Source organism: Gordonia sp. 852002-50816_SCH5313054-c (genome assembly GCF_001665925.1).
Taxonomy (GTDB): Bacteria; Actinomycetota; Actinomycetes; order Mycobacteriales; family Mycobacteriaceae; genus Gordonia; species Gordonia jacobaea.
The window spans coordinates 1-22,914 of the sequence record NZ_LZTE01000036.1 but is presented as its reverse complement, the minus strand read 5'-3'; the positions used below and the strand labels follow the sequence as shown (position 1 = coordinate 22,914).

Here is a 22,914-nt window from a genome sequence, read left to right as displayed (position 1 = left end):
CTGAGAAACGATGTATGTGTTTGCGGGCCCTGCACGAAACCTCGTCGTCGCGGGTGGCCGAGGTTCACTTTCAGTGCCTACTGGCACTCTATACGTGAGAGTGCCAGCACTCAAGGGGCACGGGTGCAAACGTCTCCCCTACGCGGCTCAGACACCGACCGGGAGGCGTCGCGACCACCACGATGCCACGAGCGCTCCGAGCAATCCGACGACCGCGAGCGCACTGACCACCCAGATCGCCATCGACATGCCGCCCAGCAACTGACCGGGCTGATGCGTGACGCCCGAACTGGCCAGAATGGCGGTGATGATCGCCAGCATCACTGCGCCGCCGACCTGGACGCTGGTGTTGACCAGACCGGACGCCAAACCCTGCTCGTGGTCGGCGACGCCAGCGGTGCCCTGTGAGTTGATCGACGGGAACGTCAGCGCAAACCCGACGCCCAACAGAATGATGGTCGGCAGCAGGAACTCGGCGTACGACATACCCGGCTGGACACGGGAGAACCACAGGTAACCGCCGAGGAACGACGCGAAACCGGCCACGAGCAGAAGTGGCGTCGGAACTCTGTCGAGGACACGATCCATCCGTGTCGCGCTCGCGACGACGATCACGCCTGCCGGCAGAAAGGCGAGCGCCATTCCCAGCGGCGACCAACCCAACGAGTCCTGCAGATACAGTGTCACGACGAACTGGAACGCGACGTAGCCGCCGAACATCAGCGCACCGGAGAGGTTCGCGTGGACCAGCAATGCCGACCTCAGGATTCCCGGACGCACCAGCGGGTGTCGGTGACGAAGTTCGACAGCGACGAACGCGACGCCCAGGATTGCCGACGCGGCGAAACTCGCGATCGTGACGGGTGCGGTCCACCCGACCTCGGGAGCACGCACGACCGCGAAGACGAGCAGCAGCAGTGCACCGGTGCTGGTCAGTGCGCCCAACGCGTCGACCTGTCGCCAGTGCATGGGTGCGCGTGGCGCTGTCGGGATCACCCGCAGGCCTGCGAACAGCAACGCAAGCGCGACGGGCCCCGGGAACAGAAGCGTTGCGCGCCAGGACAGTTCGGTCAGCAGACCACCGAAGACCAGGCCGAGCGAGAAGCCACTCGCTCCGCACACGGTGTAGATACTGAATGCCTTGTTGCGTGCGGGCCCCTCGGCGAACGTCGTCGTGATGATCGACAAGCCGGCGGGCACGGTGAACGCCGCAGCAATCCCCTTGATGAAACGCAGAGCGATGATGACCGCATTGATGTCGACGACGGCGCTTGCGACAGACGCGACGCCGAACACGCCCAGTGCCACCAGGAACACCCTGCGGCGACCGAACAGATCGCTTGCACGCCCGCCCAGCAACAGCAGACCGCCGTAGCCCAGGACGTATCCGCTCACGATCCACTGCAACTGCGACTGACCCATGTGGAGGTCCTCGCCGATCGACGGCAGTGCGACGCCGACCATCGAGATGTCGAGGCCGTCGAGGAAGAGCGCTCCCGCCAGAACCACCAGCAGCAGCCACACCTTCCCGGTCCACCCCGTCGCTGAGGTGATGTGAAGGTCCGATGACGGTTCGGGAGCCGCCTGATTGATGTCGTGTGCCCGATCGTCGACGCTCGACGACTCGGACCGATGCGCGATGACCACGTCTCGTGTGTTGTGTGCCATGCGAGGAACTATATGCATGTGCATTCAATGCGTCTACATTAATTGTCATCACATCTTTTGCTGAGGCATATATTGCAGTTGCAGGGTAGGATGCGGTGCATGACCAAGGCGGTGACTTCTGAGGACCAGTTGGCTGCCGCGTGGAGAGATCTGTCGATCCGCTACAACAAGGTTCTGTGCAGTCTCGACCGTGAGCTGCAGGCCAAGCACGGACTCTCATCGAGCGAGTTCGAGGTACTCGAGCTGCTCGCGGAGGCCGACGACCATCAAGCCCGGATGAGCGAGCTGGCAAGCCGAGTGCATCTGAGCCAGAGCGCACTCTCCCGCGTGGTCGGCCGACTGGAGAAGGACGGGCTGGTTGTCCGCACGATGTGTTCCTCAGACCGACGTTCGGTTTTCGCCACCCTGACCGCCTCGGGCGAGCAGCGGTATGCGCAGGCACGCCCGACGCAGCGCGAGACTCTCGCGTCGCTCACGGATGGGTGCCCGCAACTGTTGCGCGAGGACTGATCAGCGTTCTTGCGACACCTGCACACTCAGCCCCGGATCGGTGGCCACGGTCAGCGGTGACGGTTGCGCGCCGCCCGCAATGACGTGCGCGCCCAGCGTGGCGATCATGACGCCGTTGTCGGTACACAGGCGCGGCTTCGGCACGCGCAGCGTGATTCCGGCTGCGGCACAACGTTCTTGCGCCAGCGACCGAATCCGGGAGTTGGCCGTCGCACCGCCGCCGAGCACCAGGGTGTCGACGCCGAGGTCTGTGCACGCGCGAACCGCCTTGAGTGTCAACACATCTGCCACGGCTTCCTGAAACGACGCCGCGATATCGGCGACCGGGACGTCGACGCCATCGCGGCGGCACTTCTCGACGTAGCGTGCCACCGCCGTCTTCACCCCCGAGAACGAGAAGTCGTAGCGGGCGTCACGCGGCCCCGTCATGCCTCTCGGGAACTCGATCGCGTGCGGGTCGCCTTGTGCCGCAGCCTTATCCAGTGCGGGACCGCCCGGGAAGCCGAGGTTGAGCAGGCGCGCCACCTTGTCGAAGGCTTCCCCGGCAGCATCGTCGACCGTGGTGCCGAGTTCGACGATGGGGTCGGCGAGATCGGTGACGTGCAGGAGATGGGTGTGGCCACCCGAGACGAGGAGCGCGACACATTCGGGCATCGGCCCGTGTTCGAGTGTGTCGACGGCGACGTGCCCGCCGAGATGATTCATCGCATACAGCGGTACATCCCACGCCAGCGAATACGCCTTGGCGGCAGCAACTCCGACGAGCAGCGCGCCTGCGAGGCCCGGCCCGATGGTGACGGCGATGGCATCCGGCTTGTCGATCCCCGCAGCTTCACGCGCCCGCTGCATGGCGGGCACGATCGCTTCGAGGTGTGCGCGCGAGGCGATCTCCGGCACCACTCCCCCGAAGCGTGCGTGCTCGTCGACACTCGAGGCCACCTCGTCGGCAAGCAGCGTGACCTCGCCGGGTCCGTCACCCTCACCCGGCGTCCACTCGACGATCCCGACTCCGGTTTCGTCGCACGAACTCTCCACGCCCATCACGATCATGTGGGATCACCTCCACGCCCCGACACCGAGGGCCGCGCCATCGTGTAGGCGTCGGCGCCGGAGGGCTGATAGTAGTTGCGGCGCACACCACGTCGGACGAAGCCGTTGCGTTCGTACAGCGCGATCGCGGTGTCGTTGTCGATCCTGACCTCGAGGTAGACCGGGGCGTCCGCGGCATCGGCGACGTCGAGCATCACGTCGAGCAATGCGCGTCCGTAGCCGAGACCACGATGACTCGGCGCGACGGCGATGGTGTGGATCTCGCACTCGAAGTTGCCCTCGCCGCCCAGCGTCGAAATGCCCGCGTATCCGACGACTTCGCCACCTGGCGTCTCGCGCGCCGCGAAGTATCGGTTGTAGGGCGCGTTGAGCTCGGCACGGAATGCGGTTGCGGGCCACGGTGAATCACCGACGAACATCTCACGCTCGAGCATCGCGCACCGTGGAATGTCCGAATAGTCGAGCCGGTCGATCAGCAACTCGTGAGTGGTCATTTCGGAGTCACCGCCTTGGCGCGCTGGTCTTTTCGTTCGACGGCATCCGGGCGGCGGAGATAGAGCGGGACGAGCGGTCCCGGCGCTGCGCCTGCCACGACGTCGCTCGCACTTGCCAGGAGCAGACCGCGCACCGTCGGCGTGGTCACCAGCGACGGCTCGCCCTGCCACCCACACAGTTCGAGATGACTCGGCGAGCCCGCCGCGACGTCGACCGGCTGCGCCGCAAGCGATTCGGCTACCACCGCGGGTGCCGACACGTCGGGACCACTGACCCGCGCAGCGTCGCGGTAACGCGCCCAGTACACCTCGCGGCGTCGCGCGTCGGTGACCACAGCCATCGACGATCCGGCCGGAAAGTGTTGCGCGGCGTCGGCGGCGATCGCGTCGAGCGAGCACACCCCGTACACCGGAAGACCGAGCGCGTCGCCGAATCCGGCGCCGGTCGCCATGCCGACCCGTAGACCCGTGAAAGGTCCTGGGCCACAACCGACCACGACAGCGTCGAGCCCGTCTCGGCGCACACCGGCCTCGTCGAGTGCCTCCGACATCAGCGTTGTCAGCACTTCCGCGTGCCGCCGGTGGTCGGCCGTCGCACGGTCGGCCAACACACGCACACCACTACCGTCGACCGTCCCGACGCCGGTCACCACCACATCGGTCGCGGTGTCGATGACGAGCACCGTCATCTCATCCATCTATCCAACTCCATTGTGCGTGACGGACATCGGTATCGGGATCGCGCTGCAAGCGCACCAGCAGGTGCCGGTCTACGAGACGCTCCGCGACGCCTTCGCCCCATTCGACGACGACGACCGCGTCCGTGAGATCGGTGTCGAGGTCGAGCGCGTCGAGTTCGTCGAGTCCACCGAGGCGGTACGCGTCGACGTGCACCATCCCAGGACGGTCGGGTGAACCGGGTTTGTGTTCACGAGCGATGATGAAGGTCGGCGACGACACCCTGCCAACCACATCGAGACCGGAGGCGATACCGCGTGCGAGTGCCGTCTTACCCGCCCCGAGCGGCCCGTCGAGGATGACGACGTCACCGGCCGAGAGGCCTTGTGCGAGTTCGGCTCCCAATGCCTCGGTGTCGACGACATCGGGCAGCTCACGAGTCTGGACATCATCGGCGTCGCTCATCGTCGCCTGCCCAACAACGGGATTCGACGACGCCGCGGCTGCGGGCGCGCTGCCCGCGACCGCTCCACGAGGTCGGCAATGGCGTCGGTCACGCGGTCGGGCTGCTCCATCAAGACCATGTGGCCTGCGCCGTCGACGATGTCGAGTCGGGAGTCGTCGCCGAGGTCGCCGAACATGTGCAGCGAGTTGGGCAGCGGTGTCATCTGGTCGGCGGTTCCACAGACGACAGCCGTTGGCACGGCGGCGATGACCGGCAGGCCCATCGATTCGTCGTGGTGTTCCAACGCATTCAGGAAACTCACGACAGTGGAGATCGGCGTGTTCTGAATCATCTTCTCCACGGCCCGACCGAGTGCGGGGCTGTGGAAGTCGGGCCCGAAGCTTGCCGACACGAGGACCGGCTCGAGGACCAGCCTGGTGAGGTCGCGCCCGGCTTGGATCACGCGCGGGGTGTGTCGAACAGTCGCGCGGAACGCGTCGACGAGGGGGTTGCGCAGTCCGCGCGCGAGACCTGCCTCGGTCAGTCCACGTGCGGCGGTGGCGACGAGCGCGACGCCTGCCACGGGCCCGTCAGGACCGAAGAGCTCCGCGTGGCGTCGCGCGAGCGCCATGATCGACATGCCACCCATCGAATGTCCGCACAGCACAACAGGTCCCGACGGTGCGACGGTCCGCATCACGGCCGCGACGTCGTCGGAGAGTTGTGCGATCGTGCAGGTGTCAGGGGGCGCGGCGTCGGACTTCCCATGTCCGCGATGATCGAAGAACACCAGTCGGATTCGCCGTTGCGCCCAGTGTTCGGCGAGGTCGAATCTCTGAAAGTGCCACGACGCCATACGAAGGCTGAAGCCGTGCACGAACAGCACTGTCAGCTCCGGTTTCTCGCCGGGCGCGATGCCCCCGAGGTCGACGGTGCGCACTGCGAGCGCCAGCCCGTCGTCGGTGGTGACAGTCGACGGCTCGTCGGAGTAGATGGCGGTGAAATCGATTCCCGCATAGGGATCGTCGAGTGCGTCGACACGACGCCGAGCCAGCGCACGTCCGGCACCCGCGACGGCCAACCCGCCCAGCGCTCCGAGACCTCCGAGACCCGCCACGAGGCCAACCCGTTCGTACGGCTTCACTGGTGCCCCACGTTGCCGGCCACGGCTCCCCCACCGACGTACTGCCGATGCGCGCGAGCGCCGATGCCGGTGATGATCTCGTAATCGATGGTGCCGATCTGATCGGCCCAGTCACGCGCGATGGGAGCGCCACGTGTTCCGGCGCCGAATAATTCGACGACGTCGCCCTCGGCGACCCCGCCTCCGTCTGGTCCGAGATCAATGACGAACTGGTCCATACACACTCGACCGACCTGCGGAAATCCCCGACCGTTGACCTGCACCCGCATCTGATTGGATAGCAACCTCGGCACACCGTCGGCATAGCCTGCGGGGACGACAGCAATCACGGTGTCGCGATCCGACGTCCAGTGATGGTTGTACGAAACACCCTGCCCCGCAGCAAGTTTCTTGACGAGAGCAACCTCGGCCCGCAACGTCATCGCCGGCACCAACCCGAAGTCGCCGCGCTGCGGAATCGGAGTGCATCCGTAGAGCGCGATGCCTGGCCGAACGAGGTCACGTGCCAGGTCCGGACGTGTCAGTGCGGCAGGCGAATTGGCGATGTGCATCACCTCCGCGGGACTTCCGAGCCGCACGAGATCGGCGGCAGCGGCGTCGAGGCGTTCGGCCTGCTGCGAGTTCAGCGGATGCTTGGGTTCGTCGCCGCGTACGAGATGACACATGATCGCTCGAACCCGTACGGCCCCGTCGGCCTTCGCTTTGGCGAGGTCGTCGGCGAAGTCGGCCCATTCGTCTGCGGCGACGCCGCTGCGGTTGAGACCGGTGTCGACCTTGGCGGTCACGGTGGCGGTTCGTCCCAGACGTCGCGCGGCGTCGGCAACCAGGGCGAGTTGACGCCGCGACGACAGCGCGATATCGATGTCAGCGCCGATCGCGGCGTCGAACGGTGCATGGTTGGTGTGCAGCCACGCCGTGATGTGCGCGTCGATACCTGCCTCGCGCAGCGCGAGCGCCTCTGCGATGTGGGCGACCCCGAGTTCTGTGGCGCCCGCCGCCAGCGCGGCACGCGCAACAGGCTCGGCGCCGTGACCGTAGCCATTCGCTTTGACCACGGCGATCACGTCCGTACCGGCCGCCGCGCGGACGACACCCACGTTGTGGGCGATCGCGTCGAGGTCGATGAACGCCGTCAGCGCTGCGGGAAGGCCGGTCTCGGCAGCCACCGGCGCATCGGGCGTCGAATCATGTGAGGTCATCGCGACCATTGTCCCAGATCCGACGGAGTGGTCGGCGGCACACTCGAGCGATTCCCACCACGCAGGTGAGTAGTCTCCCGCATCCGCACGCGGCGACCAGCGAGTGAACTGGACCGTGGCGCTCACGCCAATCCCCCAACTCCCTGCTCACCGGAGGTTCCCGATGACATTCGTGCCCTACAACCCCAGTTCGTACCCGATGCCGAATGTCGGAGCCGCTCAGCCGAGCAAGGCTGCGCTCGCCTGGTCATTCGTGCTCAACGCGGTGTCGATCGGCGTCTTACCGCTGGCCGAACTCGCGGGGCTATTCGGATTTGTCCTCACCATCAGCGGCGCCGAAGCCGGCAACGCCATAGGGTATGTCGGAGTCGCTCTGCTGGCGGTCGCAGCGGGCCTCATCGTCGCTTCGGGCATCATGACGCTCGCGGCACTCGCGCTCACCGTCATCTCGCAGACACGCCATCTCGGCGCGCCCTGGGTGATCGTCACGGCATGGGTGGTCACAGGCCTGAATCTGATCGGGCATGCAGTCCTTGCCTTCTACCTGAATTTCTAGCAAGGGCCGTCTTCAGCAAGCTCCCTGACCAGCCAGGGCTACGGACTCCTTCAGACAAGCAGTGTGCGCAGAGCTGGCCGGAGCGCAGCCAGCAGATTCGACGCACCGATCGGCGCTCCACCGCTGGCCAACGCCGCTGCCCGGGCGTGCACCCTCGCTGCAGCCGCACCCGCCCAGATCGGTGGCAGGCCCGCCGCCAGCAGCGCACCAGCGATGCCCGACAACACGTCTCCCGCTCCTGCTGTCGCCGCCCACGACGATTCCGCGTCGTTGCCGAACACCGTGCCGTCGGGCTCGGCGACCAGCGTGATGCGCCCCTTCAGCAGTACCGTCACACCCCAGCGCTGAGCGAGCCCCGCCACCGCCCCGAGGCGGTCAGCACCCACCTCCTCGCCGGTGAGGCGAGCGAATTCACCCGCATGCGGCGTCAGCAACGTCGGCGCCTCGCGTCCTCGTACCAGGTCTGGATGCTCGGACAGGACGGTCAATCCGTCCGCATCGACGAGGACCGGCAGCTCGGTGGCGAGGATCTTTCCCAGGAGATCCACGGCAGCGTCGTCTGTTCCTGCTCCCGGTCCGACGATCCACGCCTGCACACGACCGGCGTCGGCGAACTCCGGCACCGCGACGACCTCCGGAAAGTGCTCGACCACCTCGGAGTGCGCCGACCCGACATACCGAGTCATCCCCGACGTCGCGGTCACCGCGGCTCCCGTGCACAGGATGCCCGCGCCCGGATACCGATGCGATCCCGCGATCACTCCGACGACACCCTGCGTGTACTTGTCGTCGTGCGGTCCGGGGACCGGCCAGGCGTCGGCGATCTCGGTATCGGTGAGTGAGTACAGCCTTGGCCGCGTCGGGGGCGTCGACACCAGCGGTGCACCCTCCGGGTCCTCGGCGAGACCGATGTCGACGAGTTCTACGCGTCCGCATTGCGGTGCGGCGAGCAGGTGCGCGTGTCGTCGTACGCCGAACGTGACCGTGACGTCGGCGCGGACGGCGGGCTGGTTGATCTGCCCGGTGTCGGCGTCGACACCGGATGGAAGGTCGACGGCCACGATCGGAGTCAGCGGATCGACGGACGCGAAAACCGTTGCAGCTGCTGGCCGTAGCGGCCCATGACCGCCTATCCCCACGACGCCGTCGATGACGACGTCGAGCGAACTCGGGAGCGTTTCGACGACCCGACCACGTGCACGTCGAAGTGCCGCCAACCCACCGGCATGTGCCTTGTCGGGGGCGAGCAGCGTCGCGCTGACCGCGGCGCCGCGTCTGGCGAGTTCAGCGCCGGCGTAGAGGGCGTCGCCGCCGTTGTCGCCTGCCCCGACCACGATCCCGACGGCCCGTCCCACCACACCGTTCGTGCGTTCGGCCAGAAGCGCGGCCACCGCCTGAGCCACGCCGTGCGAGGCGCGGCGCATCAGTGTGCCGTTGGTCAGCAGTTCCCCTGTCGCGCGTTCCGCGGCGCGGACGGCGTCGGCGGTGAGGTAGCTGACCGGCATCAGGACCTACTCGACGGTGACCGACTTGGCGAGGTTGCGCGGCTTGTCGACGTCGTAGCCGCGAGCCTGCGCGACGCTCGCCGCGAAGACCTGCAACGGGATGGTCGAGACCAGCGGCTGCAGCAGCGTCGGCGTCTTCGGGATCGGGATGAAGTGATCGGCGACGGCACGCGCGGAGTCGTCGTCGGCTTCGGCGATCACGATCGTCCGCGCACCCCGCGCCTGGATCTCGCGGATGTTGCTGGCCATCTTGGAGTGCAGCACCGCGCGACCGTCGGCCTGAGGCATCACGACGATGACCGGCAGTCCGTCTTCGATGAGTGCGATCGGGCCGTGCTTGAGCTCGCCGGCAGCGAATCCCTCCGCGTGCATGTAGGCGAGTTCCTTGAGCTTGAGCGCGCCCTCGAGCGCCACCGGATAGCCGACGTGGCGACCGATGAACAGCACCGTGCCGCGATCGGCGAGCGAACGGGCGAGATCGCGGACGGGCTCCATGGTGTCGAGCACCTCGCGAACCGCATCGACCATCGCTTCCATCGCACCGAACTCACGCGCGACCTCGTCGGCGTACTTTGTGCCCCTGGCCTGCGCCAACGCGAGTCCCACGAGATACGCGGCGGCGATCTGCGCGAGGAAGCACTTGGTCGACGCGACGCCGATCTCCGGTCCGGCGTGCGTGTAGAGCACGGCGTCGGACTCGCGCGGGATCTGCGCACCGTTGGTGTTACAGATCGCCAAGACCCTGGCCTTTTGATCCTTGGCGTGCCGCACCGCCTCGAGCGTGTCGGCCGTTTCGCCCGACTGGGAGATGGCGACGACGAGCGTCTGGCGGTCGAGGACCGGATCGCGGTACCGGAACTCGCTGGCCAACTCGACCTCGACGGGCAGCCGGGTCCAGTGCTCGATCGCGTACTTGGCGAGCATGCCCGCGTGATACGCGGTTCCGCACGCCACGACGAAGACCTTGTCGACGTCGCGCAGGTCGTCGTCGGACAGGCGCTGCTCGTCGAGCACGATCCGACCGTTCTCCAGATGCCCGAGCAGGGTGTCGGCGAGCGCGCGGGGCTGCTCGGCGATCTCCTTGAGCATGAAGTAGTCGTAGCCACCCTTCTCAGCGGCCGCGAGATCCCAGTCGATGTGGAACGGCTTGCCGGGGCGAGGGTTCTGGTCGAAGTCGGTGATCGTGTAGCTCTCGGCCGTGATCACCACGACCTCGTCCTGGCCGAGTTCGACGGCGTCGCGCGTGTGCTCGATGAATGCGGTGACGTCGGACGCGACGAACATCTCGTCTTTGCCGACACCGACGACCAGCGGCGTCGACCGACGTGCCGCGACGATCGTGTCGGGGTGATCGGAATGCGTGAAGACCAGCGTGAACGCACCGTCGAGTCGACGCAGAGCGGCGAATGCGCTCGCGACGAAGTCGCCTGCGGTCGGGCCGGAGTTGTACTCGCGCTCGACGAGGTGCACCGCGGTCTCGGTGTCGGTGTCGGAGGTGAACTCGATGCCCGCGGCCTCGAGTTCGTCTCGCAGCGGAGCGTAGTTCTCGATGATCCCGTTGTGTACGACGGCGATCTTGCCGTCGGTGCTCACATGCGGGTGCGCGTTGCGATCGGTCGGCTGACCGTGCGTCGCCCACCGCGTGTGCCCCATTCCGGTCGTGCCCGTCAGGGCTTCGCGACCGACCGCGGCGATCTGTTTGTCCAGGTTCTCGAGACGGCCTGCCTTCTTCTCGACGGTCGTGTGACCGTGCCCGTCGAGAATGGCGACACCCGCCGAGTCATATCCGCGGTACTCCATTCGACGCAGCGCCTCGACAACGATGTCGAGGGCGTCTCGCCTGCCCACGTATCCGACAATTCCACACATAGATGTTCAGCGTACCGGGGTTTTTGCGAGCAATTGACGAGCCCCGCCGCCCGACTTGGCACCCAGCAATCGCGATACCGAATCAAGGCGCTCCTGCGGCGCTTCGTCGACGTCGACGACCGTGGTCTTGCCAATCTGCGCCTCGGCGTCGGCGAAGCCCGCGTACTGGGGGTCGCCGGTGAGGGTGTACAGCAGAAATCCCGTGGTCATCGCACGTACGGTCGAATGGGACTTGCGGTCGACCGCAGCGAATCCGAGTAGCGACTTGACCGAGGGCCGCTCAACGATGCCCGCCCGAGTCGCCTTGGGGATGGTGCGCAATGACACATCGCCCGCATAATCACGAGCCAGCGCGAGTCCGTTGGCGTCGACGTTGTCGAGATCTCCGGCCCCGGTCAGCAGCAGACACGGAGCAGTTGCGGTCTTCGCGGCCTGCGGCAGCGCTTGCGTGGTCGGAGCCGGAAACAGTGCGACGACGCCGCGCACGTCCCGTGCTTCCTGCCCGAGTAGTTGCTGATCACCCGCGGCGATGGCGGCCGCGGACGCACCGAAACCGTGCCCGACGAACCCGATGCGGTCTCGGTCGACGGTGATCTCTCCGGTGCCGAGCGAGTAATTGCTGACGATCGACGCCGCCGCGCGCATCTGTGCCGCCAGCGCGATGTCGGAGGCCATCACACGCTTCTGATCGTCGGGGGCTGCGACGACGATCCCCCACGACGCCAAGTGATAGAGCAGCGAGCGGTAGCGGTCGGCACCGGTGAGCCACCCGTGACCGAATGCGATAGCCGGATACCGACCGGCGTCGGCCGGCGTGAAGACCAGACCGGGCATTCCGACGATGCCGAGGTCGCCGCGCAACACCTTGTGCGGACCTCGTCGAGCAAGCTGCTTGGACAACTTGTCGGGAGACTTCGTGGAGACGCGCTTTTTCCGGGCCACGTTGCTCAGCCTATGTGGTCACACCGCCCGAAAGCGCCTCAGGGGGAGAATGCGGACTCGCGTCGGCCAGATCTGCGGGCAGCAGCAGCCGAGGCACCGCATCGGCCTCGTCGGCGTCGTCGACGAGTTGGTCGCGCATCCTGGCCGTCTGTGTTCCTGACCGCCGTCGATGCTCGGCCAGAGTCCTCGCCAACTCGGCCTGCGTTGCGGTGAACTCACGCGACGCGCCGACGATCGATTCGGTAGCGCCGCGAGCGATGGCGTCGATCTGATCCGCGAGGCTCATTGGTCTCCTGCCAGTGCCAGGTCTGCGCCCGAGTCGACGTCGTCGGGCGACGTCGAGGGCGGTTGCGAAGCGGGCGCCGTGTCGGTCGGGGCCGGGCGGGTCGGGCTGTCGGGGTGGGCACTGTCGCTGTCGGGGTGACCACCGTCGGGTTGCGGCAGGGTGAGCGGAACATCGACGTTCTCGTGCTCGACGGTGCGATCGGACGGCTGGACCTCCCGCTCAGCGCCACCGCCACTCCCACCTTCGTCATGATCGCGTTGCGCCGGCGGGTTGTCTGAGAAATCTACCGACATCCGTTGTGGTGCAGGGTGATTCACGTCGGATCGGCCGTGTCCGCGATCAGGATACGTCTCGACATCCAGCCCCTCGGTCGCCCGGTTGAGCGTGTGGAGGATCTCGTCGAGCGTGCGGACCGTCGTGTCGGCGGTGTCGAGAAACAGGCGCACGCGCGAGGCGATGTCTGCCGCCACGAGCGAGAGCGGCACCGTCCCGGTGAGGACCGCTGCGGGTAACTCGGCGATCGGGACGCCCGCGATAATGGGACAGGAGCAACGCGCGACCGTGACGTACCAGGTCCGCAATAGTCGATCGATTCCCGACGCCGCACTGCTCGTCGACTCCGACACGGTGCGCAGCACACCGAGATCCGACTCTGCGCGACGCTGATGTGCGACGAGCAGCGCGGTCGTGGCGTCGCCCGATGCGCCCGACCACCCGTCGTCGAGTCTGATCTGCTGCTCGGGCAGCCAGTGCAGTTGATCGGCCACCGCGCGATGTGCTGCCGCGAGCCGATGCGCATCGTCGGCGAGTGCGGTGACGTCGAATTGTCCGATGCGCGCCAACGGTTCTCGCAGCTCGTCGTCGGCGGGAACGTCGACCCCGAGTGACCGACCGGCACCCATCAGCGAGATCAGGTCGTCGACGCTCGCGATCGCCTGCTCGCGTAGGACCGGCAGACTGTCCAGCACCTCCCCCATCGCGTGCGTCACTCGCCTGCTCCAGCCGGGTTCACGGTCGCCGAATCGCCGTCAGCGGTTCGTCGGATGACATGCGTGAGATCGGCATCGGCGTCGTCGAGGCTGGTGATGCCGCGTTCGAGTGTGTCCGCGAGATCGGCCGCAGCGACGGATTGGGCCCGAAGTCGTTGTGCGAGATGGTCTCCCATCGCGATGTAGCGTTCTGCGAGGGTCGCGTACGCCTCGCCGGAACACCACGTGCCGAAGGCGGCCGACTCCATGTCGGATGCGGCGGCGCCGACGACCAGCGACGCACGCCGATAGAACGAGACCACCCCGTGCACCTGATCGAAGTCGACGCGGAGACGCTCTCCCGCCGCCTGCGAACTCACTTCCGACACAGTCCCACCCCGTCTGCCGCCTGCGCTGTCGAGATAGCGCCGGGCACCTCGTCGGGCTGCCCGATATGCGGCTATCTACGTGTGGCGTTGAAGTCTAGACGGTGAGAATGCGCCGCGGGTTCCATGTTCGCCGAGATTTCTCGGCGCAGCCGAAGACTGCTCGGCAGCAGTCGCAATCGACGAGCTCGCGAAACGCTACGACAAAGCGATTCCGTGCCGCTCCACGGCGTCGACCAGGGCTGTCGGGCGTTGCTGCGGCGGCACGTCGTGCACGAGCTCGAAGGCGCTGCCGATGCGCGTCGCCCCACCGTCGGCTTCGGAGCTGTCCCCGATCATCAGGGCGTCGTAGCCCGCGACACCGAGCTCGTCGAGGGCGGCCTCGAAGATCCTCGGATTGGGCTTGATCGCGCCGACCTCGTAGGACAGTGCGTACGCGTCGACGAGGTCGCGCAGACCGACGCGCTCGAGTACTTTGCGCACGTCGAAGGCGATGTTGCTGACGATGCCGACCGGAACACCCGCCGCCTTCAGGCCCCGCAGTACCGTCGCGGTGTCGTCGAACGGCTCCCATGACGCGGGGTCGAGCACGCGTTCATAGAGCGACTCCGCCTGGCCGGGAACCGACAGTCCCGATGCCCGCAGAATCGCCAGATATGCACGACGATGCTCGGCCGGATCGAGATCTCTTCTCTCCCAAGAGATCCGATCGTCGTCTTCGACGGCGGCGGGAAGTCCGACGGGCTGTGTCATCCGTCGGATGAGTTCCATCTGGTGGTCGAGGTGCAGCGGTTGACCGTTCTCGTCGTGGAGGTCGGCAAACCATTCGGGCTGGTCGGTGAAGCGGAACAGCGTCCCGGAGAAGTCGAAAAGGACTGCTTTGGGAGCGCCGCTCATCGTGTCACCGACGTCCCGATGCCAACCGCGCCGACGCGCCTGCCTCGGCGACGACCGACGCAATCCGCTCGGCGATGCCGTGTGCGAGCTCGGGAGTCGGTGCCTCGACCATGACGCGGACGAGTTGCTCGGTTCCCGAGGGGCGCAACAGAACTCGTCCTGTCGATCCCAACTCCTGCTCGGCCGCCTCGACGGCGTCGCGCACCGAGTCGGCGATCGCGACCGCGTGCTTGTCGGTGACTCGAACGTTGATGAGTTCCTGCGGCAGCACGGTGACGATCGACGCGAGTTCGGCCAGACGCTTGCCCGACCTGACGATCTGCTCCATCAGCAGCAACCCCGTGAGGATGCCGTCGCCGGTCGTTCCCGCCTGCGGGTAGACGATGTGACCGGACTGCTCACCACCGAGCGAATAGCCTCCGCGTCGCAGTTCCTCGAGCACGTATCGATCGCCAACAGCGGTGGTACGCACCTCGATTCCCGCTTCGCGCATGGCGATGTGCAGACCGAGGTTGCTCATGACGGTCGCGACCAGCACGTCGTCGACGAGTCGGCCGCGGGCACGCAGTGCGGTGGCCAGAATGGCCATGATCGCGTCGCCGTCGACCAGTTGTCCGGTCGAGTCGACTGCGAGGCAGCGGTCGGCGTCGCCGTCGAACGCGATGCCGAGGTCGGCGCCGTGCTCCAGCACTGCCGCCTGCAACTTCTCCATGTGCGTCGAGCCGCAGTCGGCGTTGATGTTGATGCCGTCGGGTTCGGCGTGGATGGTGGTGACAGTGGCACCAGCGCTGGCGAACACTTGCGGACCCACTTGTGCCGCAGCACCATTCGCGCAATCGACGACGACGTTGAGTCCGTCGAGTCGCGCGTCGATGGCCGCGGCGAGATGCGCTGCGTAGCGGGCACCGGCGTCGGGTGCCTCGCGCAGACGGCCAACGCCCGCACCGGTGGGATGGGGAACGTCGCCGGAGGTCATCACGGCTTCGATCTGGTCCTCGACGTCGTCGTCGAGCTTGTGCCCGCCCGCGCCGAAGAATTTGATGCCGTTGTCGGGCATCGGATTGTGCGACGCCGAGATCATCACACCGAAGGTCGCGTCGTAGTCGCCGGTCAGGAAGGCGACGGCGGGCGTCGGCAGCACACCCACGCGGATGGCGTCGGCGCCGACCGAGGCGAGTCCGGCACAGACGGCGGCTTCGAGCATCTCGCTCGACGCGCGCGGATCACGACCGACGACCACCTGGGGCCGGAAGCCCGTGGTGCTGTCGCCGGCTGATGCGGTGTCGCCGGTTGTGGAAAGGTCTCCGAGAACGACCGCGGCGGCCGAGGCCAGGCGCAACGCCAACTCTGCGGTGAGTTGGTCGTTGGCCAGGCCTCGGACGCCGTCGGTACCGAACAGGCGTGCCAAGTCAGCGCTTGGAGTACTGCGACGCCTTGCGGGCCTTCTTCAGGCCGTACTTCTTGCGCTCGACCGCACGCGGGTCGCGAGTGAGGAAGCCGGCCTTCTTCAGTGCCGGACGATCCTCAGGGGTGACCTCGATGAGGGCACGGGCGATCGCGAGACGCAGCGCGCCGGCCTGGCCCGAGGGGCCGCCGCCGACGAGCTTGGCGTAGATGTCGAACGACTCGGTGCGCTCGACGGTCACCAGCGGAGCCTTGATGAGCTGCTGGTGAACCTTGTTGGGGAAGTAGTCCTCGAGGCTGCGGCCGTTGAGGGTGAAGCCACCCGAACCGGGCAGCATGCGGACGCGGACCACGGCCTCCTTGCGGCGACCGACGGTCTGGATCGGACGGTCGATGACCACGGGACCACGATCGATGGTGACCTCGGCGGCAGCGGGTGCCTCGGTGTCGTAATCGTCTGCGGCCTGCTCGAGCTCGACAGCGGCCTCGACGGCAGCTTCGACAGCGCCCTCTGCGGCAGCGGTGTTCTCACCGGCAGCGGCCTGCGCCTCGGCGGCGTTCTCGACTGCGTTTTCCACAGCCTCGTCGCTGATGTTCTCGTTGCTCACTGAGCCACCTGCTTGATTTCGAAGGGAACGGGGCGCTGGGCCGCGTGGGGATGGTTCGGGCCTGCGTACACCTTGAGCTTCGAGGCCATTGCGCGGCCGAGCTTGGTGTGGGGCAGCATTCCCTTGATCGCCTTCTCGACGACCCGCTCGGGGTGCGAGTCGAGCAGCTCTGCGGTGGTCTGCACCTTGAGGCCACCCGGATGTCCGGAGTGCCGGTAGTTCAGCTTGCGGTCAGCCTTGTTGCTGGTCAGCGCAACCTTCTCGGCGTTGATGATGATGACGAAGTCGCCGCCATCCATGTGGGGTGCGTAGGTCGGCTTGTGCTTGCCGCGGAGCAGGTTCGCGCTCTGCACGGCCAGCCGGCCGAGCACCACGTCGTTGGCGTCGATGACATGCCACGTACGCGTGATGTCACCGGCCTTCGGGGTGTAAGTAGGCACAGGTGGTCCTCAACTCTTATGTCGATGGTGCTGGTCAGGAGCGCAGACGGAGACGATTCCCGGCGACCAGTGGGGACCCGGGGCTCTGCTACCTTGCTCCGCGCGGGAGCGAAGGTGTCACGCACCAGCGATTCAGAGTACGCGACGCCGCAGGTCAGGGTCAAAACGCGGCTGGTGGCCTCACGGGACGATCCGCGCCGTCGACACAGCCCGTGCACAGTGGGCGTCGACCGATTCTCCCGCAGAACCGGCCTGGCACCCGATACTCACCTGAAGGTCGTCGTCGACCAGCACGTACCAGCGGATCGCCGACCCCGACGCGGGTGCCTCGCGGTAGGCGATCACCTCGCGATCTCCGAACCTTGTCGACGCCGAGAACTCGCTCACCACGTCGTCGCCGCGCTGACTGATCCGGTTGCGCAGACTGTTCGCCACCGAGTCGAGCGTCGACGCCGACCGGACGTCGCTCTGCACGAGGAGTATCCGACCACCGGACCCCGGATCGGTGAAGACACTGCGGGTCTGGCCCTCGCCACGATCGGTCGGATCGCCGGGCATCGGCGGTGCACTGTGATGCCAGGCGGCGGGCACCGAGAGCGTCGTGCGGCCGACCACGGCGTCGCGGTATGCCGGGCCCTGTGGCGCGTCGTGTCCCCATCCGACGACGCCGAGCACCACCAGACCGACGACGAGCGCGGCACAGCATGCGATCGGCAGTCGGTACCGCCGCGCGAACGACTGGCGTGCACGTGTGTCGTCCGGTTGAGCACCCACCGCCTCGGGTAGCGGGGCGATAACCGTCGTCCGTGCTCCGTGCCGACGGACAAGTCCCCGATCGACCGGAACGACGCGTCCGGCGACGGTGTGCGCGCAGATCTCCTCGATCGCGGCGCGTACCTGATTACGGTCGGCACCGTCGACGAATACCGCCTCGATCGAGTCGTCGATGAGCTCGACGATCTTTTCCCCCGCCTGCGCATCGCCGTCGACAGTAATGACGCCGCTGCGCTCGATCGCCCATCCCGCGGAGGTGCGAACCATCCGCGCAACATCCCAGGTCGGTGGCACCGTGTCGGCCGGATAGCTCGGCCGGTGTGTCGTCTCGACGACCACGCAGTTGCCCATCACGGTGTCGCTATGACTGCGGGCCACGAGAACAGCGCGCGGTATCAGGCTCACGGGCGGGTGCATACCTGCCGCCGCCCGGGAGAGAACTCCGCACCGCACCGACCCCCAGGTGCTGGGGTGGCCGATCAGGATGGGTCTGCCGCTCACGCTGCGAGCGATGTTCCACAACACCTCACGCCACAGCTCTGCGACATCACGCGACGCACCTTCCACGGTCACCACGGCCGGGTCGATGTGGTCGAGCAGGAAGGTGACATCGAGGAGCTCCGGCCCGGTCATGGTGTCGACGACCGCCTCGCCGTACGCAAGGTCGACGACGACCGGCGGGACTGTCGGTGCGGCCGGTGCGAGCAGTTCCCGCGGGATCGTGACGCTCACTGATCCGCCTCGAGGGACACCTGGATCATCTCCTGCGGCCTGACCCGCGACACGAGTTCTCCGCGGCCGGGCACGAGCTGCTGCATTCTGGATCGACCGACGATGTAGCCCTCGTCGCGGTCGCCGCTCATCAGCAGCACGTCGCTCGACAGGTCCTTCAGGCGGGCGATCACCGGATCGAACATCGCCCGACCGACGCCACCAGACCGACGTGCGAGCACGATGTGCAGTCCGATATCGCGGGCGTGCGACGCCATCTCGACCAGCGGTTCGATCGGATGCCGCGCGCCGGTGGCCACCATGTCGTAGTCGTCGATGATGACGTAGATGTCGGGGCCCGACCACCAGCTACGTTCCTTCAGCTGCTGCACCGTGAGGTCTTCCGGTGGCAGCCGGTCACGGAAGTAGCCCGCGAGCTGGGTCATCATCGATCCCGCGTTCTCGGTCGAGCTCGCATAGCCCGCGAGATGATCGCCCTCGATGATGCCCAGCATGGTCCGGCGGAAGTCGACGAGGACGATCTTGACCTCGTCCGGCGTCGAATTGCGCACGAGCCCGTTCACGATCGTCCTGAGCACGTTGGTCTTGCCGTGTTCGACGTCGGAGAACACCATGAAGTGCGGCTGAACGCCGAAGTCGAGGATGACGGGGGCGAGCTCGAGTTCGCCGACGCCGATCGCTACCTGGTTGGGCGCCAACGTGATCGACGACGCCGCCAACAACTCGTCGACGCGCTCACGCGTGATCTCGGTGCCGAGTTTGCGAACCGGCATTGCTTGCCGGTCGGCCCCGTAGATGGTCTGCAGCTTCTCGGCGGCGTGAGCGACGCCTGCGCGTAGCGATTGCGCCGAGGAGACCCCGTCGAGCCTCGGCAGCGCGATGAGCATGTGTAGCTCCTGTGCCGTGAGCCCGCGTCCTGGTCGATTCTGCGGCACCGATGCCGCCGCGCGCCTGCCCATCGTCGAATCACTGGGGTCGCCGAGCCGCAGTTCGATCCGACTGCCCATCAGGTCGCGCATCGCCGGCTTGACCTCTGCCCATCTCGACGCCGCGATGACGACGTGGACTCCATACGAGAGTCCCTGTGAGACAAGCGTGCTGATCTGTTCGTCGAGGAAGTCGAATTCGCCGCGGAGCACCGCGATGCCGTCGAAGACGAGGAACACATCGCCGTGCCGGTCGTCGCCGAGAGGGTCGTCGTCGGCGAGGACGCCGGTGGCGAACCACTGCGACCGACGCGCGCGGAAATCCTGCATCGACTCGATTCCCAAGCGCGCGAACAACAATTCGCGACGGCGCAGGATCGCCGACACCTCGGCGACCGTGCGACGCACCGCGTCGAGGTCGCCGCGCGAAGCCACCGACCCGACGTGCGGGACACCGGTCAGACCCGCGAGGCTGCCTCCACCGAAATCGAGGCAGTAGAACTGAACCTGCTCGGGCGTGTGCGTTGCCGCCATCGACATGACCAGAGTCCGCAGCGTCGTCGACTTGCCCGACTGCGGACCACCGACAACCGCGACATTGCCTGCGCCGCCGGACAGGTCGAGCAGGAGCAGGTCGCGACGCTGGTCATACGGGCGGTCGACGATGCCGACGGCAGCGACGAGATTGCCTGGTGCGGTAGCCCGGTTCACGTCCCAACCGGTAAGCGCATCGACTGTCGGCGACTCGTCGAGCGGTGGCAACCAGACACCGTGCGCTGCAGGCCCGTGTCCGGCAATCCTCCCGACAAGTGTCTGCAGCAACGTCGGAACCCCGACTCCGACGACGTCGGCACCGACGTTGCCGTTGTCACCGGAATCGCCCGACGCGCTTCCGTCGACCGCGTTCATGCCTGCAGTGCTCGCGTCGACGGCCGGCGGCTCCTCGTCGAGCAAGGCCAGCGCGGCGTCGAGTACCGAACCTTCCTGCGCCACTGAGTAATGTGCCCCGCCGTAGTCCGCACCGTCGAGTGGCACCGGCAACGCCGAGAACAATTTCATCGTGGCGCGCGGACGGTCGGGGTCCTCGTCGATCTCGTCGAGGTAGGCAGACGGCGAGTGATAGGCACCTGACACGTACGAGGTGTTGAACCTGATCGGTTCGGCGCTGTCACATTTGAGGTACGCAGAGCCAGGGACGCTCGGCAGATGGTAGGCGTCGGGAACGCCGAGCACCGACCTCGACTCGTTGGCCGAGAAGGTCTTCAGCCCGATGCGATACGACAGGTGACTGTCGAGACCGCGCAGCTTGCCCTCCTCCAACCGCTGCGAGGCCAGCAGCAGATGGATGTGCAGAGAACGCCCGAGTCTGCCGATCGCTACGAACAGCTCGGCGAAATCAGGCTTCTGGGAGAGCAATTCGGAGAACTCGTCGACGATGATGAACAGCGCTGGCATCGGCTCGAGACGCACACCCGACGCGCGCGCACGCTCGTACTCGGCGACGTTGGCGAAGTTTCCCGAGGCACGAAGCACCTCCTGGCGACGAGTCATCTCACCGGAGAGCGCATCCTTCATCCGATCGACCATCGCCAGCTCTTGTTCGAGGTTGGTGATGATCGCCGCGACGTGTGGCGCCGATTCGAGCCCCAGGAACGTCGCCCCGCCTTTGAAGTCGACGAGCACCAGGTTGAGTTCGGCGGGCGAATGGGTCGCCAACATCGACACGACAAGCGTGCGCAGAAACTCCGACTTCCCCGAACCCGTTGCGCCGATGCACAATCCGTGCGGCCCGGTTCCGCCGTGTGCGCTCTCTTTGATGTCGAGTTCGACAGGGGTTCCATTCGGCTGGAAACCGATGGGAACACGCAGACGATCCTTGCCCGTCCGTCCGCGCCATTCGACAGCGGGATCGAATCGGGCAACATCGTCGATGCCGAGGAGAGCGGGCAGTCCCGGGTCTCCCGCCGTAGCTTCGGAGTCCAGGTTGGCCAGGCTCGCCGCGGTTGCCACATGATAGCGAGCCAGTCTGCGTGCCATGGCCTCCGCTTCGGCGATCGTCAACCCATCCATGTCGGCGAACTCCTCGATGCCGACAGCGCTTCGCGCACAAACCTTTCCGCCGCGAATCGTCAGCTCGAGTCCGCGTCGCGCCGCGAGGCCGTCGGGCGGAGCGGACAGATCGAGAACGGTCACCTGCTCGGTACCGGCATCGTTGATCAGCCTCTCGTCACCGGCGACGTGGCCGTCGTCGATGATCACGACGAGATGCGCTCGACCGGCGACGGGCGGCGCGGACCTACTGAATCGACCGCGGTCGAGTAGTTCCGCGGCAAGCGACGTCTCCAGATCAGCCAGCGACTCGAAAATCATGCGCATCGGCCCCAGTCCGTCACGAAGACTCGGATGTCCCACGTGAGGAAGCCATTTCGTCCAGTCCCACGCCTCGCCGACGGGGTCGGAGGTGACGATCGCAATCCGCAGATGGTCGGGCCCGTGGAACACGCACAGCTCTGCGACGAGGGCGCGCACCACGTCGCGTGTCTCCCCGCGCACGCCGCCGATGTTCACTGCCGGAAACCCGCGCAGGGAGATCGACGTCGGCAATCGGTGAACGACGGAATGCGTTCGGACGAAACGGCGTAACGCCACCATCGAGACGGGCTCGAGGTCTTCGGGTGGCCCGGTCTCTGGCGGCATCAGGCGTGTCGCGAGCCCGTGCGCGCCCACACCGATCCGGACATGTGCGAAGTCGGCATCGGATGGCCGTCGTTCCCACATCCGGCGCGTACCGATGAGCGTCGGGAGTGCGCGCGGGTCGGGATGGCTCCAGGTCAGCGCTGCGCGTTGCGCGTCGACGGTGTCGCGGACCTGTTCCCGCAGTTGTCCGAGGTACCTGAAGTAGTCCTTGCGCTCCTCGTTGAGCTCCGCGGCGCGCTTACCCCCTCCCCGACCACCCGCGGCGAACATGCCGAACATCGACATGAGCATCATCAGCGGAAACATCATGAACAGCGGGTTGCTGAGAATGTTGCGACCGCCGGTCGCGAACATCAACGCCAGCATTCCGATGACCGCGACGACCATGACGACCGGAAGCAGCTTCATCAACAGGTTCCCGGGGACCACACGGGGAACGTCGGGCGGGGGCGCGATCGTCAACTCACCGCCGGGGGTACGCGGCATGGCGATCCGCGCACGCCGCACGAACCCCTCGGTCGTCGAAGCCAACTCATCTCCCCCACAGAACCCGGACACACGCTGCGCCTCATGGCTTCTAGCCCTGTTGAGACTTGGCTGGTCGTCGATGTCGTAGTTCGCTATGTTAACTCCCAACCGCGGGGAGAACGGACAAACATGACATCTGTGGACACGTCGAGGACGGGCGGGGGCAGCCCGGTCGGGGGCTGTCTCTTATACACATCTCCGAGCCCAC

Annotated in this window: 21 protein-coding genes; 2 read left to right on the top strand and 19 right to left on the bottom strand. The window is 66.6% G+C overall.

Annotated elements, in window-relative coordinates:
• Positions 1-147: 147 nt before the first annotated feature.
• Entirely contained in the window at positions 148-1,668 is a 1,521-nt protein-coding gene (locus tag A5788_RS08890) for an MFS transporter (RefSeq protein WP_231894082.1), read from the bottom strand.
• A gap of 99 nt (positions 1,669-1,767) precedes the next feature.
• On the opposite strand from A5788_RS08890, the gene A5788_RS08885 reads away from it, so the two are divergent.
• Entirely contained in the window at positions 1,768-2,178 is a 411-nt protein-coding gene (locus A5788_RS08885) for a MarR family winged helix-turn-helix transcriptional regulator (protein WP_064868486.1), read from the top strand.
• On the opposite strand, the gene tsaD is transcribed toward A5788_RS08885, so the two are convergent.
• Genes tsaD through alr form a run of 6 tightly spaced genes read right to left on the bottom strand, consistent with a single transcriptional unit; the run spans position 2,179 to position 7,188 of the window.
• Entirely contained in the window at positions 2,179-3,228 is a 1,050-nt protein-coding gene (gene tsaD, locus A5788_RS08880; protein WP_064868483.1) for a tRNA (adenosine(37)-N6)-threonylcarbamoyltransferase complex transferase subunit TsaD, read from the bottom strand.
• Positions 3,225-3,722, bottom strand: a complete 498-nt coding sequence (gene rimI, locus A5788_RS08875; RefSeq protein ID WP_064868480.1) for a ribosomal protein S18-alanine N-acetyltransferase — start codon at positions 3,720-3,722, stop codon at positions 3,225-3,227. The genes tsaD and rimI overlap by 4 nt, the downstream gene beginning before the upstream one ends.
• The gene (gene tsaB, locus A5788_RS08870) at positions 3,719-4,420 is read right to left on the bottom strand and encodes a tRNA (adenosine(37)-N6)-threonylcarbamoyltransferase complex dimerization subunit type 1 TsaB (RefSeq protein ID WP_064868477.1); all 702 of its coding nucleotides are present in this window, start codon (positions 4,418-4,420) and stop codon (positions 3,719-3,721) included. The genes rimI and tsaB overlap by 4 nt, the downstream gene beginning before the upstream one ends.
• A complete protein-coding gene (gene tsaE, locus A5788_RS08865) occupies positions 4,413-4,865 on the bottom strand; it encodes a tRNA (adenosine(37)-N6)-threonylcarbamoyltransferase complex ATPase subunit type 1 TsaE (protein WP_064868473.1) in 453 nt (150 codons plus the stop codon). The genes tsaB and tsaE overlap by 8 nt, the downstream gene beginning before the upstream one ends.
• Positions 4,862-5,989, bottom strand: a complete 1,128-nt coding sequence (locus tag A5788_RS08860; protein WP_064868470.1) for an alpha/beta fold hydrolase — start codon at positions 5,987-5,989, stop codon at positions 4,862-4,864. The genes tsaE and A5788_RS08860 overlap by 4 nt, the downstream gene beginning before the upstream one ends.
• On the bottom strand, positions 5,986-7,188 hold the full coding sequence (gene alr / locus A5788_RS08855; RefSeq protein ID WP_064868504.1) for an alanine racemase: 1,203 nt from the start codon (positions 7,186-7,188) through the stop codon (positions 5,986-5,988). Before alr ends, A5788_RS08860 begins: the two co-directional genes overlap by 4 nt.
• A gap of 163 nt (positions 7,189-7,351) precedes the next feature.
• Between alr and A5788_RS08850 the strand changes: the two genes are divergently transcribed.
• On the top strand, positions 7,352-7,744 hold the full coding sequence (locus tag A5788_RS08850; protein WP_064907295.1) for a hypothetical protein: 393 nt from the start codon (positions 7,352-7,354) through the stop codon (positions 7,742-7,744).
• A gap of 50 nt (positions 7,745-7,794) precedes the next feature.
• Here the strand turns inward: A5788_RS08850 and A5788_RS08845 are convergent, their stop codons facing one another.
• The 12 genes from A5788_RS08845 to eccCa form a co-directional block, all read right to left on the bottom strand.
• Positions 7,795-9,249, bottom strand: a complete 1,455-nt coding sequence (locus A5788_RS08845; RefSeq protein WP_064868464.1) for a bifunctional ADP-dependent NAD(P)H-hydrate dehydratase/NAD(P)H-hydrate epimerase — start codon at positions 9,247-9,249, stop codon at positions 7,795-7,797.
• A gap of 6 nt (positions 9,250-9,255) precedes the next feature.
• A complete protein-coding gene (gene glmS, locus A5788_RS08840; RefSeq protein WP_064868461.1) occupies positions 9,256-11,118 on the bottom strand; it encodes a glutamine--fructose-6-phosphate transaminase (isomerizing) in 1,863 nt (620 codons plus the stop codon).
• 6 nt (positions 11,119-11,124) lie between these two features.
• Positions 11,125-12,060, bottom strand: a complete 936-nt coding sequence (locus A5788_RS08835) for a dienelactone hydrolase family protein (RefSeq protein ID WP_064907294.1) — start codon at positions 12,058-12,060, stop codon at positions 11,125-11,127.
• Positions 12,061-12,070: 10 nt separating this feature from the next.
• Entirely contained in the window at positions 12,071-12,346 is a 276-nt protein-coding gene (locus A5788_RS08830) for a hypothetical protein (protein ID WP_049699619.1), read from the bottom strand.
• Positions 12,343-13,335, bottom strand: a complete 993-nt coding sequence (locus A5788_RS08825; protein WP_156525471.1) for a hypothetical protein — start codon at positions 13,333-13,335, stop codon at positions 12,343-12,345. Before A5788_RS08825 ends, A5788_RS08830 begins: the two co-directional genes overlap by 4 nt.
• Positions 13,332-13,694 carry a hypothetical protein gene (locus A5788_RS08820; protein ID WP_231894172.1) on the bottom strand — a complete coding sequence of 121 codons (363 nt, stop codon included), beginning with the start codon at positions 13,692-13,694 and terminating at the stop codon, positions 13,332-13,334. The genes A5788_RS08825 and A5788_RS08820 overlap by 4 nt, the downstream gene beginning before the upstream one ends.
• Positions 13,695-13,898: 204 nt before the next feature.
• Positions 13,899-14,597 carry an HAD family hydrolase gene (locus tag A5788_RS08815; RefSeq protein ID WP_064869643.1) on the bottom strand — a complete coding sequence of 233 codons (699 nt, stop codon included), beginning with the start codon at positions 14,595-14,597 and terminating at the stop codon, positions 13,899-13,901.
• A gap of 4 nt (positions 14,598-14,601) precedes the next feature.
• Positions 14,602-16,005: a phosphoglucosamine mutase gene (gene glmM / locus A5788_RS08810; RefSeq protein ID WP_064869645.1), complete on the bottom strand. Its 1,404-nt coding sequence runs from the start codon at positions 16,003-16,005 to the stop codon at positions 14,602-14,604.
• A 1-nt stretch (position 16,006) separates the two neighbouring features.
• A complete protein-coding gene (gene rpsI, locus A5788_RS08805) occupies positions 16,007-16,609 on the bottom strand; it encodes a 30S ribosomal protein S9 (RefSeq protein WP_053117479.1) in 603 nt (200 codons plus the stop codon).
• A complete protein-coding gene (rplM, locus tag A5788_RS08800; protein WP_049699623.1) occupies positions 16,606-17,049 on the bottom strand; it encodes a 50S ribosomal protein L13 in 444 nt (147 codons plus the stop codon). The genes rpsI and rplM overlap by 4 nt, the downstream gene beginning before the upstream one ends.
• Positions 17,050-17,229: 180 nt before the next feature.
• Positions 17,230-18,555: a type VII secretion-associated protein gene (locus A5788_RS08795; protein WP_064869647.1), complete on the bottom strand. Its 1,326-nt coding sequence runs from the start codon at positions 18,553-18,555 to the stop codon at positions 17,230-17,232.
• Positions 18,552-22,709, bottom strand: coding sequence for a type VII secretion protein EccCa (eccCa, locus tag A5788_RS08790; RefSeq protein ID WP_064869649.1), 4,158 nt, complete (start codon positions 22,707-22,709; stop codon positions 18,552-18,554). Before eccCa ends, A5788_RS08795 begins: the two co-directional genes overlap by 4 nt.
• Positions 22,710-22,914: the final 205 nt, after the last annotated feature.

Coding starts and splice junctions, on each gene's coding strand:
- A5788_RS08890 (WP_231894082.1), bottom strand. CDS start 1,668: ATGGCACACAACACACGAGACGTGGTCATCGCGCATCGGTCCGAGTCG.
- A5788_RS08885 (WP_064868486.1), top strand. CDS start 1,768: ATGACCAAGGCGGTGACTTCTGAGGACCAGTTGGCTGCCGCGTGGAGA.
- tsaD (WP_064868483.1), bottom strand. CDS start 3,228: ATGATCGTGATGGGCGTGGAGAGTTCGTGCGACGAAACCGGAGTCGGG.
- rimI (WP_064868480.1), bottom strand. CDS start 3,722: ATGACCACTCACGAGTTGCTGATCGACCGGCTCGACTATTCGGACATT.
- tsaB (WP_064868477.1), bottom strand. CDS start 4,420: ATGGATGAGATGACGGTGCTCGTCATCGACACCGCGACCGATGTGGTG.
- tsaE (WP_064868473.1), bottom strand. CDS start 4,865: ATGAGCGACGCCGATGATGTCCAGACTCGTGAGCTGCCCGATGTCGTC.
- alr (WP_064868504.1), bottom strand. CDS start 7,188: ATGACCTCACATGATTCGACGCCCGATGCGCCGGTGGCTGCCGAGACC.
- A5788_RS08850 (WP_064907295.1), top strand. CDS start 7,352: ATGACATTCGTGCCCTACAACCCCAGTTCGTACCCGATGCCGAATGTC.
- A5788_RS08845 (WP_064868464.1), bottom strand. CDS start 9,249: ATGCCGGTCAGCTACCTCACCGCCGACGCCGTCCGCGCCGCGGAACGC.
- glmS (WP_064868461.1), bottom strand. CDS start 11,118: ATGTGTGGAATTGTCGGATACGTGGGCAGGCGAGACGCCCTCGACATC.
- A5788_RS08830 (WP_049699619.1), bottom strand. CDS start 12,346: ATGAGCCTCGCGGATCAGATCGACGCCATCGCTCGCGGCGCTACCGAA.
- A5788_RS08815 (WP_064869643.1), bottom strand. CDS start 14,597: ATGAGCGGCGCTCCCAAAGCAGTCCTTTTCGACTTCTCCGGGACGCTG.